Below are 13,384 nucleotides of genomic sequence, written 5' to 3'. Positions count from 1 at the left end.
CACTCGCACACAAGGAGAAGCATGGCTCCGCTCAAACTCGGCCTCAAGGCATCCGCAGAACAGTTCGGCCCCCGCGACCTCGTCGAACTCGGTGTCGCCGCCGAAGAATTCGGCCTCGACTCGGTGACGGTCAGCGACCACTTCCAGCCGTGGCGCCACAACGGCGGCCACGCCCCGTTCTCCATCGCGTGGATGACGGCCGTCGGCGAACGCACCGAACGCATCCAGATGGGGACGTCGGTGATGACGCCGACGTTCCGCTACAACCCGGCCGTCGTCGCGCAGGCGTTCGCGACCATGGCGTGCCTGTACCCGGACCGCGTGATGCTCGGCGTCGGGACCGGCGAGGCCCTCAACGAGTACGCCACCGGCTTCCAAGGCGAATGGCCCGAGTTCAAGGAGCGTTTCGCGCGTCTGCGCGAGTCGGTTCGCCTCATGCGCGAACTGTGGACCGGCGACCAGGTCGATTTCGAGGGCGACTACTACTCCACCAAGGGCGCGTACATGTACGACATCCCGGAGAACCCGGTGCCCGTGTACATCGCCGCGGGCGGACCCGTCGTCGCGCGGTACGCCGGGCGCGCGGGCGACGGCTTCATCTGCACCTCGGGCAAGGGCATGGAGCTGTACACCGAGAAGCTGATCCCCGCCGTCACCGAGGGCGCGGCCAAGGCCGAACGCGACGTCGACGCCATCGACAAGATGATCGAGATCAAGATCTCCTACGACCGCGACCCCGACCGGGCCCTCGAACAGACCCGCTTCTGGGCCCCGCTGTCGCTGACGCCGGAGCAGAAGCACTCCGTCACCAGCTCGGTCGAGATGGAACGTCTCGCCGACGAGCTGCCCATCGAGCAGGTCGCCAAGCGGTGGATCATCGCCTCCACCCCCGACGACGCCGTCGCCCAGATCAAGCAGTACATCGACGCGGGCCTCAACCACCTTGTCTTCCACAGCCCCGGGGCCGATCAGCGCCGCTTCCTCGAAGCCTTCACCGAAGACGTCGTTCCCGAACTCCGCAAGCTCGCCTGAACTCCTCGCTCCTCGAGCGAGCGAAGCGAGTCGAAAGGTTTTGTCACGCAGCGCCTTTCGACTCGCAAGCTCGCTCAAGGAACGGAAGGGCAAGCTCGCTCAAGGGGCGGAAGGGCACGCTCGTTCAAGGAGCGGAAGGGATCGCGGGAGGCTCGCTCGAGGAGGGCCGACGTCAGTTGGCGGGAGCTGCCGGAGACGGTGTGTAGACGGTCGTCGTCTCGGTCTCTGTCTCGGTTTCGGTGACCGTCGCGGTGCGCGTGCGGGTGACGGTGTCGGTCTCCGTCGCGGTCCGGGTGTGCTCGTTGGTCTCGGTGGCGGTCTGGGTCTTGACCTTCGTGGTGTTGCGGCCGGTCTCGGTCTCCGTCTCGGTGGCGACGGAGGTGACGGTGCGGGTCGGGGCGGGACTGCCGCTCTTCTGGCCGACGATGAAGAAGCCGAGGATCACGAGGGCCGCGGCGGCGCAGGCGACCGTCGTGATGATCTGCCAGCGCCGGACGACGGTGTTGACGGCGGCCTTGTCCGCAGCCGCGGCGACGGCGGTCGGGCTGCCGTACAGGTCGGTCGGCACGGGGCCGTAGGGAGTCTGCGCGTACTCGGTCCCCTCGACGGGAGACTGCAGCGGCTCGGATGCGGGGTCCGCGGGCTGGTAGGGCGCAAGCTGCGGTTCGCTCGCCACCGGCTCGTCGGACGACGGCGGGTTCGGCGGCTGAGTCAACGGTTGCTCCTCGGGCGAGACGGTCCAGCGGTCGGGCCCGGAATCGGGCGTCCGTACACAGTACCGCGAACCTGTTCCGATCGATCGATCAAATTTTTTCCGGAAACTCTGGCTAGTGCTTGCTCGTGGAAGTAACGTTCATCACGGCATCCGAGCCTGTCAAGATTTCTGTGTAAGTCGGTCAGGTGTTCGGTTTAGAGGTGATGGTCGATACGTTCGGGGTAGGTCAGTGAGAGTTGCTCGAGCGCTCGTTTCCAGTTCGTGGTGACCGCGCCTTCCACGAGCCGCCCCGCGGCTTTGCGTTTGTGCGAGGGAAGTCCTTGTTCCTTGATGCGCTCGCGAGCTCGTTTGTCCTCGATGTTGCCGATGGCCAGCCATAACAGCTTCATCGCGGCCGCGTCGTTCGGGAAATGCCCCCGGTTCTTCGTGACCTTGCGCAGTTGATAGTTCAGTGACTCAATACTGTTCGTGGTGTAGATGACCCGCCGCAACTCCGGTGGAAACGCCAGAAACGGAATGAACCGTTCCCACGCATCGCGGAACGTTTTAACCGCCGACACGTACTTTCGGCCCATATCCGAGTCCGCGAACGCGTCTAACGCGTCCGCGGCAGCGTGCTCGGTCGGCGCTTGATAAATCGGCTTGAGCAAGCGCACCACGGCTTTACGGTCGCTGTAGGAGACGAACCGCATCGAGGCCCGGATCAGATGCACCACGCACGTTTGGACTGTTGCGTGCGGCCACGTGGCCTCGACGGCTTCAGCGAACCCGGTCAGCCCGTCGCAGCACACGATCAACACGTCCTGTACGCCGCGGTTACGCAGTTCCGCGCACACCGACGCCCAGAACTTCGCGCCTTCGCTCTGTTGGATCCAAATCCCGAGAACGTGTTTGACCCCGTCCATGTCCACGCCGACGGCGAGGTGGGCGGCCTTGTTCCGCACGTGTGCGCCATCGCGGATCTTGACCACGATCGCGTCGAGGTACATCACCGGATACAGAGCGTCGAGATCACGGTGTTGCCAGGTCGCGACCTCGTCGGCGACTTCCTCGGTCACCTTCGAGATCGTCTCGTGCGAGAGTTCGGTGCCGATCGTCGACGCAAGGTGGTGGGCGATATCGCGGACCGTCATCCCGCCCGCGTATAGCGAGACGATCATCGCGTCCAGACCATCGAGGCGGCGTTGGCCCTTGCGCACGAGCATCGGGGTGAACGTCCCGTCCCGATCGCGCGGGATGGCCAGATCCACATCGCCGACCTCGGAAGCGACCGTCTTCGCGCTGAATCCGTTGCGCGAGTTCGGAAACGATGCTGCTTCGGGGTCTCCGGCCTCGTACCCGAGATGCTCGGTCAGCTCCGCGTTCATGCCGCGTTCGAGGGTGGCTTTGAGGAGCGAGCTCAGTAGTCCGTCCTGCCCGCCGACCGGCTCGCCGGCATCGATACGAGCGAACACCTCATCCAACGCACCCGATGCCACCAACTCACTGGCCATCTCGGTCTGCTTCTGTCGTCGATCTGCACGCGAATCATCCACGCTCACATCATCATTGATAGTCACTACAGCGGTTCCCTTCAGGGTTGAACCTCACCGCTTACACAGACCATCTGACACGCCCCGGCATCCGCCTCGGCTCCCTCCCAAGCCGACCTTGAAACCCCGAACTTTTGAGGTCATCTCTTATGACAACCATGAATATGACGCGCCCTGCCCAGGTGACGGCGCGACCGCCCCACGCACGAAACCACGACGCGATGACGCTCGGCACGCAGCTGACGCCTCGTACCGTCGCCGCCTGGGAAGCGCGGCTCGGCATCGAACGTCAGCGCATGGCGCGCCCCGACCGCTTCATCGGCAGCGCCGGTGTCGCGGAGTGGAACACCGACATCGAGGTCACCTCGCACGACCCCGAACAGTTCCGCGCCGTCCGCTACTCGCGCGCACTGTCGATGATGGGCACCTTCTGTGCGCTGCACTCGGCCGTCCGCATGGAGTGCACGGCCGAGAGCATCAAGGCCAACCCGTCGGAACTTCTCCTGGTGACCGTCACATCGATGCGCGGCAAGTCCGTGGTCCGGCAGGCGTCGCAGGAGCACGCCTACGGTGCGGGCGACCTGCTGTTCGTCTCGACGTCGACGCCGTTCCAGCTCACGACGGCCGCCGTCTCCGACCCGTCGGGTCTGGTCATCCCGCTGGCACTGCTCGGCAAGCACCGCTACATCGCGGAGCAGCCGCGTCGTCCGATCAATACGCGGAGCCCGTTGTCGCGTGCCGCCGCGGGCTTCGTCCGGCGCTTCGCCGCCGACACCGCGGCCGCGGATCTCCCCGCTCCCGCGGGCGACACCGAACTCGCCGCCATCGACCTCGTGACCGCGGCCCTCGCCGAACTCGCGTCGGACGACCGCTACGTCCTGCAGGACGACTCGCTGTTCAATCATCAGGCCGCGCTCGACCTGATCGCGCGTCGCCACCGCGACCCCGACTTCACGCCCGATTCGATCGCCGCGGAACTGCATCTGTCGCGTCGTCAGCTGTACCGGTTGTTCGAGAACACCGAGAACTCGCTCGCGACCCGCATCGCGGACTCGCGCATCGAGACCGCCCGCGAGATGCTGATCGCCAATCCGTGGCTGCCGATCGGCAACATCTCGGCCGCGTCCGGTTTTCGGTCGGTCGCGACCTTCCGCAATCGCTTCAAGGCGCGTCACGGCGTCGGCCCGGTGGAGTACCGCCAGCAGGTCATGTCCTGACTCAGTGAACTCCGGAGAGCCCCGCACGGACGTGAAGTCCGTGCGGGGCTCTCTGCTGTTCGAGGAGGTGTCGGCAGTCATCCTCACGGAAGTGGTTGACGCGGGTCACACCGTGCGGCATAGTGGGCATCACCAGTAACTAAGCGCTTGCTTAGCATGGTGTTGGTGGGCTCGAGCGTCGGTGAACTGTTGACGGTGTCCTCGCGAAAGCCCTGCGACGCCGGGCTCACCGGCGGACCATGCATGGCAGCGGATCCACCATCGAAGGAGCATTCATGACCACCCAGCGCGTAGCGATCGTCACCGGAGCAGCCCGCGGAATCGGGGCCGAAGTGGCTCGCCGCCTGTCGTCCGACGGTCACGCCGTCGCCGTCCTCGACCTCGACGAGGCCGCCTGCCAGAGCGTCGTCGACGGCATCACCGCGGCCGGTGGGCGTGCCATCGCCGTCGGAGCCGACGTCTCCGACGAGGGCGCCGTGAAGGCCGCCGTCGAGCGCGTCGCCGCCGAACTCGGCGCACCGACGATCCTGGTCAACAACGCGGGCATCATCCGCGACAACCTGATCTTCAAGATGACCGTCTCCGACTGGGACGCGGTCATGGCGGTCCACCTGCGCGGCGCATTCCTGATGTCGCGCGAGGTCCAGGTCCACCAGACCAAGGAGAAGTGGGGTCGCATCGTCAACCTGTCGTCGACGTCGGCGCTCGGCAACCGCGGCCAGGTGAACTACTCGGCGGCCAAGGCAGGCATGCAGGGATTCACCAAGACGCTCGCCCTCGAGCTGGGGCGCTTCGGCGTCACCGCCAACGCGATCGCCCCCGGCTTCATCGCCACCGAGATGACGGCGGCCACCGCCGAGCGCATGGGCATCACGTTCGACGACTTCAAGACCGCGGCCGCACGCGAGATCCCCGTTCAGCGCGTCGGCGAGCCGGCCGACATCGCCCACGCGGTCAGCTTCTACGCCAGCGAGGGCGCGGGCTTCGTCTCCGGCCAGGTGCTGTACGTCGCCGGCGGACCGAAGGACTGACTCCATGCGCATCCTCAACGGCGCCGACGAACTCCTCGCCGCAGTCGGCGAACACCTCGGATACTCCGACTGGGTGGAGATCGATCAGAAGCGCATCGACCTGTTCGCCGAGGCGACCGGCGATCATCAGTGGATCCACGTCGATCCGGAGAAGGCCGCGTCCGGTCCGTTCGGCACGACAATCGCCCACGGCTACCTCACGTTGTCGCTGATCCCGATGCTGTCGTGGCAGGTGTACAAGGTCGAGGGCACCACCATGGGCATCAACTACGGCAGCAACAAGGTGCGGTTCCCGGCGAACGTCCCCGTCGGCTCCCGCGTCAGGGCGGGCGTGGAGATCGCCTCGGTCACCGAGACCGGCGCCGGCTACCAGGTGGTGACCCGAGTGACTGTCGAGCGCGAGGGCGGGGACAAGCCCGTGTGCGTCGCCGAGACCGTCACGGTCGTGGTGTTCTGATGGAGACGCCGGGTCTCGATCTCGAGGTTCTCGGTTCCTGGCTGCCGTCGCACGTCGACGGCGCCGGGAGCGATCTGACCGCCACGCTCATCGCGGGCGGCAAGTCGAACCTCACCTACCGCGTCTCCGACGGCGCGTCGACGTGGATTCTGCGTCGGCCGCCCGTCGGGAAGCTGATGGCGACCGCGCACGACATGGGCCGCGAGCATCGGATGATGTCCGCGCTTGGACCCACGCCGGTCCCGGTCCCGCACATGTACGCGTTCTGCGACGACGTCGACGTCCTCGGCGCGCCGTTCTATGTGATGTCCGACGTGAACGGCGTCCCGTACCGCTCGCAGCACGAGTTGCGTGCGCTCGGCGACGATCGGACTCGCGCGATCTCGGAACGGCTCATCGACACGCTCGTCGACCTGCACCAGGTGGACCCGAGTGCCGTCGGACTGGCCGACGCCGGTCGTCCCGAGGGTTTCCTCGGACGCCAGGTGGAGCGGTGGCGCAAGCAGTTCGCCGCCGCCCACACGCGCGACCTGCCCACGATGGAGGCGTTGTACGCCAAGCTCGTCGACCGCGTCCCGGCGGATGCGACGCCGGGCATCGTCCACGGCGACTACCGCCTCGACAACGTGCTCGTCGACCCCGACGACAAGCCCGCCGCCGTCGTCGACTGGGAACTCGCCACCATCGGCGACTCTCTCACCGACCTCGCCCTGATGCTCGTCTACGCGCGCTTCGCGACCATCGCCGAGGGCGCCGTCAGCGACGTGAACCTGGCGCCCGGCTACCTGTCGGAAGACGAGGTGATCGCCCGCTACGCGGCGGCGTCGGGCCGCGATCTCGGCGATTTAAGTTTCTACCTCGCCCTCGCCAGCTTCAAACTCGCGGGCATCGTCGAAGGCATCTACTACCGATTCGGCCAGGGCCAGACCGTCGGCGAGGGTTTCGCCGACGTCGGTGCGGGCGTGTTCCCGCTGCTCGACGCCGGACTGGCCGCTCTGAAGGAGAACTGACATGGATTTCGGATACGACGCGAAGACCGCGGACCTCATCGAGGGCGTCACCGCGTTCATGGAGTCGCACATCTACCCGGCCGAGAAGGTCTTCCACGACCAGCTGCTCGCCGCAGGCGACGACCGGTGGGCGTGGGACTCGACGCCGATCCTGCAGGAGTTGCGCGCCGAGGCCCGCAGCCGCGGGTACTGGAACTTCTTCCTGCCCGGTGAACGAGGCGCGGGTCTGACGAATCTGCAGTACGCGCCGCTCGCCGAGATCACGGGTCGCAGCGGGCATCTCGCGCCTGCCGTGTTCAACTGCGCCGCCCCGGACACCGGCAACATGGAGGTGCTGAACGAGTTCGGCACCGACGAGCAGAAGGCCCAGTGGCTGGAGCCGCTGCTGGAGGGACAGATCCGATCGGCGTTCGCGATGACCGAGCCCGACGTCGCCAGCTCGGACGCCACGAACATCGAACTGTCGATCGTGCGCGACGGCGACGAGTACGTGATCAACGGCCGCAAATGGTGGATCACCGGCGCGATGAACCCGAACGCCAAGATCTTCATCGTCATGGGCAAGACGGATCCGTCGGCGCCGCGTCACGCGCAGCAGTCGCAGGTCCTCGTCCCGCGCGACACCCCGGGGCTCGACGTGGTCCGTCCGATGGAGGTGTTCGGGTACGACGATCACAGCCACGGCGGTCACGCCGAACTGCGGTTCACCGACGTCCGGGTGCCGGTGTCGAACGTCATCGCGGCGGAGGGCGCCGGTTTCGCGATCGCGCAGGCCCGCCTCGGGCCGGGCCGCATCCATCACTGCATGCGTGCGATCGGTCTCGCCGAGCGTGCCATCGAGATGATGTGCGACCGCGCGACGGGTCGCGTCGCCTTCGGCCGTCCGCTCGCCGAGCAGGGCGTGATCCGCGACTGGATCGCCGAATCGCGCGTCCGCGTCGAACAGCTGCGTCTGCTCGTCTTGAAGACGGCGTGGCTCATGGACACCGTGGGCAACAAGGGCGCGCACACGGAGATCCAGGCGATCAAGATCGCCACGCCGCGGACCGTCCAGTGGATCCTCGACAAGGCGATCCAGGTGCACGGCGCGGGCGGTCTCTCGCAGGACTTCCCGCTGGCCGAGTCGTACGCCGCTATCCGCACCCTCCGCTTCGCGGACGGCCCCGACGAGGTCCACAAGAACTCCCTCGCCAAGGCGGAGATCCGCAAGCGTCAGAACAGCTGAACATTTGGTGACGTTCTCCGGAGCCAGTCCGGAGAACGTCACCAAAGTGGGGTGAGTCAAGGCGCGATGACGGTCACCGGAGTCGAGGAGCTGGTACTCGACGAACCGTCGCCGAGAGCGCCGGACCTGTTGTCGCCCCAGCACTCGGCCCGAATCTCGACGATCGCGCATGTCACGTCGCCGCCGACCGACACGGCCGTAGCGGTGCCGAGACCATCGACTTTGACCGGCGATCGCTGATCGCCGGTCGAGCCGTCACCGAGCTGACCGGCCCAATTGGCCCCCCAGCAGTACACGCCGTCGCCCGAGACGACGCACGTGTTGGAGCCGGACGTCTCGATGGACGTGACACCGGAGAGTCCCGACAGCTCAACGGGTGTGGAACGATGTCTCGTGCTGCCGTCGCCGAGCTGGCCGGAGTCGTTTCGCCCCCAGCAGTACGCGCGGCCGTCGGCCACGGCGCACGACGTTCCGCCGCGCGTGCTGATCGTGGACGCTGTGCCGAGCGTCGCGACTCGAGTCGGTGACGAGCGGTCGGAGTCGTTCAATTCGTGGTCGGTGTATGTCGTGGCGGTACCGTCGCCCACCTGGCCGTTAGCGTTGGTTCCCCAGCAGTACGGAGCTCCCGAGGCGATGGCGCATGTCGTCCCGGCACCGGTCGACAACGTGGTGACCTGCCGGAGTCCGGCTACAGGCGATGGCGCGGGTGTGTCGTCACCGCCCCAGCAGTAGGCGGTTCCCGTGGCTGTCGCACAGATCGTCTTCTCCGAGATGGAGACCGATTCGACGCCGCTGAGCCCGCCGATGGGCGAGGGCGTCTTCGATGACACAAGGAAGCCGCGGCCCCAGCACAGGAGCGCTCCGTCGGCGACCGCGCAGGTCTGACCGAATCCGGTGGCGATGTCGGTTGCAGCGGACACGCCGTCGACTCGCTTCGGAGCGGTACTGCGGGTCGTTCCGCCGTCGCCGAGTTGGCCGTTCGAATTGTCTCCCCAGCAGTACGCATGCCTGTCGGCGACGGCACATGCGGTGGTCCCGCCGGACGCTGCACCTGATCCGACGCTGATCGCGGTGACCCCGGACAGCCCGGAGGCAGAAGACTCCTTGGCCGTTCCGCTGGGCCACAGCACGAGTCCGGCGACGACAACTGCTACTGCTGCGGCCGAAATCGCGACGACGAGGCCGATCGTGCGTTTCGACTTCCTCGGTGCGCCCGAAGTGGTCGGGGTGATGCGGAGCTGTGTCGGCGCCGATTGCGCTGGGGTGGGCATCGGGTGGGGGGCTGTTGAGATCAGTGGCGTGGGTGCTGGTCTCGTGGGCTCCTGGCGGGGAAGTGTCCGGGCGAGTTCGGCGGCGAAGGCACGGCAGTCGGGATAACGAAGTTCAGGTTCGAGTGCCGAGCCTCGTCGTAGTACCACCTCGGCCGTCTCGGGGACGGGGGTCGGGCTTGCCGCAATGAGGAGCCGCCGGGCCAGGTCTGCGAGATCCGCCTGATCATTGGAGCGAGCGGGCGCGGCCGACGCAGTCGCCGAATCGGCGAGACCATCGATGACCACCCGGCCGCCGCCGATCTGTTTGTCGGTGAGCAGGATCGTCGACTGTCCGATACGCCCGTGCGACAGACCTCGACTGTGTACGTGGTCGATCGCGTCGGCTATGTCGGAGACGATCGATCCGATCTCGACCAGCGACGGAGTCCGTCTCGCAAGGGACTCGCCGTGGATCTGCTGTGTGGTGAGCCATTGGGTGCCGTCGGGCTCGGTGCCGTAGTTGTAGATGCGGACCAGCGAACGGTGCGACAACGCCGCCACCGCCTGAACACGACTGGTGAACTGATCGCCTCGTGACGTACCTGCGGCGATTGTGAGGATTTCGCGTCGATGAAGATGCGGGTGTTCGACGAGGTAGCGGGAGCCCACGTCGTCGGCCCACTGCGAGGCGATGATCGTGTAGCCGGCGAACACGTGGCCGGGCTGCATGGTCATCGGATCGACGGCGCGAGTGCGTGGGTGACGGCGTCGGACAACGCCCGACAGTTCGGGTAGCGCTGTGCGGGGTTCTTCGCCAACGCCCCGCGGAGTGCGGCGTCGAAGGCAGCCAGCGAGGGGTGGACGTCGGTCAGCGGAGGAGCCTGCCTCCGCAGGTGGCCGAGCATCACGGTGGCGGGCTGCGCATGTGCGAAGGGCGGCCGCCCGGTGCACAACTGGTAGAGGGTGCACGCCAGCGCGTACTGGTCGCTGGCGGGGGAGGCGGGCCGACCGTCGACGAGTTCGGGAGCCGAATACGCAAGCGTGCCGACGAACCCGCTGTCGGCCGACCTGTCGCCGACTGCCTGCGAGATACCCAGGTCGAGCAGCACCGTGTCGCGAGCGGTCCCGTCGTTCTCATCTTTGAGCTGAAAGATGTTGGCAGGCTTCACATCGCGGTGGACGATACCGCGGGAGTGGGCGAAGTCGAGTGCGTCGCCGATCTGCCGCGCGATGCGGATCAGGTCGGTATCGGTGTAGCGGCCGGTCTGCAGGTCGTGCCCGTGAAGATGCGGCATCGTGAACCACGGGCTGCCGTCCGGTGCGATGCCCAGGTCGTTGATCACGACCACCGAGGGGTGTTCGAGCGACGCAGCGGTTCGCGCTTCGGCGATGAACCGGTCGCGGTACGCGGGGTCGTCGATGCCGTGACCGGAGATCACCTTCAATGCCTCACGACGGCCGAGACGGGTGTTGTCGACGAGATAGACGTCGCCCATCCCGCCCGAACCGAGTAGCGAAACGATCTGGTAGTCGCCGAACACGGTGCCTTGCTGCATTGTCACGAAGTAGTCCTTTGGACGAGAGGTCAGCGTGTGCCTGGTGTCGTTGCGGCGCCACCGGATGGAGAGAGCGCGGCGATGCCACCGGTTTCGGATGCGACGATGAGCATGTCGCCTGCGGCGAGCAGACTCAGGGCTCCCCCGGTAGACGACGACGATCCGATCAGATCGGTGAGCGGAAGTGTCCACGCGACCTCACCGGTCGCGAGGTCGGCTGCGATCAGTGTGGACGAGTCGAAGAAGATGATGTGCCGACCGTCGGTCACGGCTCGGCCGCCGTACGACAGGCCTCCCTTCGCCGACGGATGTCGCCACAGTTCTGATCCGGTGGCGGTGTTCACGGCGACGATGTCGCCTCCGGCAAGAATCGTGTAGTCGGTTGTCGCCAACGGAATGTCGATCGGTCCGGACGAACCGTCGCTGAACGCCGAGACCGCCGAAGGCCAGCCGGGTACCGGTTCGTCGAGCCCCACAGGTTTGTCGCCCACCCACAGCACATTGCCGTACTTCTCGTCGGCGACTTCGGGCGTGGCCGTGCTCCAGGTAGACGTCGACCCGTGAGGGACGTCGCGGATGCTTCCGTTCGGGTACACCGCGACGGTCGACTGAACATCTCCTTGTTTGGTGCCGACGACGAATGTTCCGGCCGGTGTCACCCTCGCCGAGTCGGGATCGATCAGGCCTTGAACGAGGCTGTCACCGCTGGCCGCGTCCACGAACAACGCGGGAGCCGTGCCGAAGAACACCGCTGTGTCACTGGTCAGGACGGTTCCCCGTCCTTGAAGTGACGATCCGAGTGCATCGGGTGTGTACGATTTCGCCCACTCCACGCCGTCGGGCGTGAACTTGGTGAGTTGCATCTCGCCGCTGCCGGTTGCACTGTCGTCAGGCAGGACGAAGTGGCCGGCGGCGTTCGAGCCGACCAGTCCGGGGTACGCCGGAGCGGATGTCCGGGTCGATCCGTCGATCGTGTTGATGAGGACGAGTTGGGAACCACTGAGGCAGCCGACGAGTCCGTCGACTATGCGATCGGCACACGTGTCGACCGTCTGGGTAGACGTCCACCGGTCACCTGTCGCGAGGGTGGTCCCGACGAGGTGTTCGTCCGCGATCGTGATGATCGCCGTGTCGTCGTAGGCGAACGGCGGGCGAAGCGCCACAAAGCCGCTGCCCATCCGCTGAAGGGTGCTCGCACCGACATCGGACGGGCTGAACTTCCATGCGACGTCCGGCGCGGTGGGGAACTCCGACGTCAGTTGCCCGGCCAGGAGCCCGCCGTCGTGGTTCTCGTCGCCGCCACCGAGGACCACAACAGCACTGATCACGACCAGGACCGCGACGACTGCGGCTGCGGCGGCGAGAATTGTCGTTCGGTTCTTCTGCCACGGTGACACAGCGGCGGGCGCGATCTGAGTCGGCGTGGAGAAGGCCGGGGAGACGAAAGTCGGGGAGACGACGGCCGGAGCCGGGCGGTATCCGGGTCGGCCGAGCGATGAGTTCAATTCGCCGATGAAAGCACCGCACGACGGGTACCGCCGGGCGGGGTCTTTTGCGAGGGCTCTCGCCATCACCGGGTCGGCCGGGGCCAGACGCGGATCGGTCTGCGACAGCGGAGGTGCAGGCTTGTCGAGGTGAGCGGCCATGATCTGGGAGGCACTGGTTCCGCTGAACGGGCTCACTCCGGTGAGCAGCTCGTGAATAGTGCAGGCCAGCGCGTACTGGTCGCTCGCCGGTGACGCTGGACGCCCTTCGATCACTTCCGGAGCGGTGTAGGCGAGCGTGCCGATCAGGGTGTTCGTGGCGGTCAGCTTGGTGGCGTCGGCGGCTTTCGCGATGCCGAAGTCGAGGATCATCGCGTCGGTGGGTTTCCCGGACTCGGCGTCGATCGTCAGGAACAGGTTGGCCGGTTTGATGTCACGATGCACCACGCCGTGGGAATGGGCATAGTCGAGCGCGGCCCCGATCTGAGTGGCGATCGGTGCGAGGACCCTCGGAGTGAAGATCCGGCCCTTCAGATCGTCGCCGTGTAGGAGCGGCATCGCGATCCAGGGCGAACCGTCATCGGCGATGCCGTAGTTGTTCACTCCGATGATCGACGGATGGTCCAACGCAGCCGTGGTGCGGGCCTCGGATCGGAACCGCTTGTGGAAGTCGGGATCGGTGGTCCCGGCACCGGAAATGCGTTTGAGTGCCTCGATTCGGCGGAGTTCGAGATGCTCGACCCGGTACACCTCGCCCATTCCACCCGCCCCTAGTTGGGACAACACACGAAAACCGGCGTATACGTCTCCGGGTCTCAACTCCACGGACGGCTCCTGACTGACGACTCGAACCTCCGATTGTTTCACGCCTTACG

The 13,384-nt window shown here is 66.4% G+C and carries 11 protein-coding genes; 6 read left to right on the top strand and 5 right to left on the bottom strand.

The window, feature by feature from the left end:
* The first annotated feature begins 21 nt into the window (after positions 1–21).
* Positions 22–1,032, top strand: coding sequence for a glucose-6-phosphate dehydrogenase (coenzyme-F420) (fgd, locus tag GYB83_RS09165; RefSeq protein ID WP_161895191.1), 1,011 nt, complete (start codon positions 22–24; stop codon positions 1,030–1,032).
* A 172-nt stretch (positions 1,033–1,204) separates the two neighbouring features.
* On the opposite strand, the gene GYB83_RS23380 is transcribed toward fgd, so the two are convergent.
* On the bottom strand, positions 1,205–1,747 hold the full coding sequence (locus tag GYB83_RS23380) for a hypothetical protein (protein ID WP_186349750.1): 543 nt from the start codon (positions 1,745–1,747) through the stop codon (positions 1,205–1,207).
* Positions 1,748–1,941: 194 nt separating this feature from the next.
* On the bottom strand, positions 1,942–3,240 hold the full coding sequence (locus GYB83_RS09160; RefSeq protein ID WP_161894958.1) for an IS256 family transposase: 1,299 nt from the start codon (positions 3,238–3,240) through the stop codon (positions 1,942–1,944).
* A 203-nt stretch (positions 3,241–3,443) separates the two neighbouring features.
* Between GYB83_RS09160 and GYB83_RS09155 the strand changes: the two genes are divergently transcribed.
* The 5 genes from GYB83_RS09155 to GYB83_RS09135 all read left to right on the top strand — a co-directional run bounded on the left by GYB83_RS09155 (position 3,444) and on the right by GYB83_RS09135 (position 8,219).
* Positions 3,444–4,496 carry a helix-turn-helix domain-containing protein gene (locus GYB83_RS09155; RefSeq protein WP_161895190.1) on the top strand — a complete coding sequence of 351 codons (1,053 nt, stop codon included), beginning with the start codon at positions 3,444–3,446 and terminating at the stop codon, positions 4,494–4,496.
* Positions 4,497–4,771: 275 nt separating this feature from the next.
* On the top strand, positions 4,772–5,527 hold the full coding sequence (locus GYB83_RS09150; RefSeq protein WP_161895189.1) for an SDR family oxidoreductase: 756 nt from the start codon (positions 4,772–4,774) through the stop codon (positions 5,525–5,527).
* 4 nt (positions 5,528–5,531) lie between these two features.
* Positions 5,532–5,984 (top strand): MaoC family dehydratase, encoded by a 453-nt coding sequence (locus GYB83_RS09145; protein ID WP_161895188.1) that lies wholly within the window; start codon positions 5,532–5,534, stop codon positions 5,982–5,984.
* Positions 5,984–6,994: a phosphotransferase family protein gene (locus GYB83_RS09140; RefSeq protein ID WP_161895187.1), complete on the top strand. Its 1,011-nt coding sequence runs from the start codon at positions 5,984–5,986 to the stop codon at positions 6,992–6,994. The genes GYB83_RS09145 and GYB83_RS09140 overlap by 1 nt, the downstream gene beginning before the upstream one ends.
* Position 6,995: 1 nt before the next feature.
* Positions 6,996–8,219, top strand: coding sequence for an acyl-CoA dehydrogenase family protein (locus GYB83_RS09135; RefSeq protein WP_161895186.1), 1,224 nt, complete (start codon positions 6,996–6,998; stop codon positions 8,217–8,219).
* Between the two features lie 56 nt (positions 8,220–8,275).
* Here the strand turns inward: GYB83_RS09135 and GYB83_RS09130 are convergent, their stop codons facing one another.
* The 3 genes from GYB83_RS09130 to GYB83_RS09120 are packed head-to-tail and all read right to left on the bottom strand — an operon-like array spanning position 8,276 to position 13,295.
* Positions 8,276–10,204: a hypothetical protein gene (locus tag GYB83_RS09130; RefSeq protein ID WP_161895185.1), complete on the bottom strand. Its 1,929-nt coding sequence runs from the start codon at positions 10,202–10,204 to the stop codon at positions 8,276–8,278.
* Positions 10,201–11,025, bottom strand: a complete 825-nt coding sequence (locus tag GYB83_RS09125) for a serine/threonine-protein kinase (protein WP_228461411.1) — start codon at positions 11,023–11,025, stop codon at positions 10,201–10,203. Before GYB83_RS09125 ends, GYB83_RS09130 begins: the two co-directional genes overlap by 4 nt.
* A gap of 29 nt (positions 11,026–11,054) precedes the next feature.
* Complete coding sequence (locus GYB83_RS09120; RefSeq protein ID WP_228461336.1) at positions 11,055–13,295, bottom strand: serine/threonine-protein kinase; 2,241 nt, start codon at positions 13,293–13,295, stop codon at positions 11,055–11,057.
* Positions 13,296–13,384 lie beyond the last annotated feature (89 nt).

Source organism: Gordonia spumicola, from assembly GCF_009932475.1.
GTDB lineage: Bacteria > Actinomycetota > Actinomycetes > Mycobacteriales > Mycobacteriaceae > Gordonia > Gordonia spumicola.
The sequence above is the reverse complement of the archived record's forward strand: the minus strand, read 5'-3'. Positions and strand labels throughout refer to the sequence as shown.